This window comes from Legionella yabuuchiae (assembly GCF_900640115.1).
Lineage (GTDB): Bacteria > Pseudomonadota > Gammaproteobacteria > Legionellales > Legionellaceae > Legionella_A > Legionella_A yabuuchiae.
In genome coordinates this window covers 1-337 of sequence record NZ_CAAAIW010000086.1, presented here as the reverse complement: position 1 = coordinate 337, position 337 = coordinate 1, and the positions used below count along the sequence as shown (strand labels likewise).

The window sequence follows — 337 nt, the reverse complement described above, 5'->3', positions numbered from 1 at the left end:
GCCGAAGCCTTTTAAGGTTTAAAGCGTACAAGCTGTTTTGTAATGTGTGTCGACGCTATGGAAATCAGCAGTTTCCTGGTATTCATAAACATCAACGCGCAACTTGGCGCTTGCAAGCGGCTGTTTATCACGAGCATACACGAGGCATATCATAAAAAGACCTATCAAAACGGTTTGATAAGGGCAAAGCACAGGGCAAGATCACCAAAACCTTTTAAATAACTGGTAGTTATGATCAAATAGTGCCTTATTTGGAAATAAGGGGTTATTTAATGTCATGCAGTTTAATAGAACATTTTGATGGTTTACCTGATCCACGGGTAAGAGGCCGTACAGA

The 337-nt window shown here is 40.7% G+C and carries 1 pseudogene; it reads left to right on the top strand.

The features are described 5' to 3' along the window. Positions 1–152: pseudogene (locus tag E1O47_RS12765) on the top strand (ISL3 family transposase); the annotation flags it as partial. Positions 153–337 lie beyond the last annotated feature (185 nt).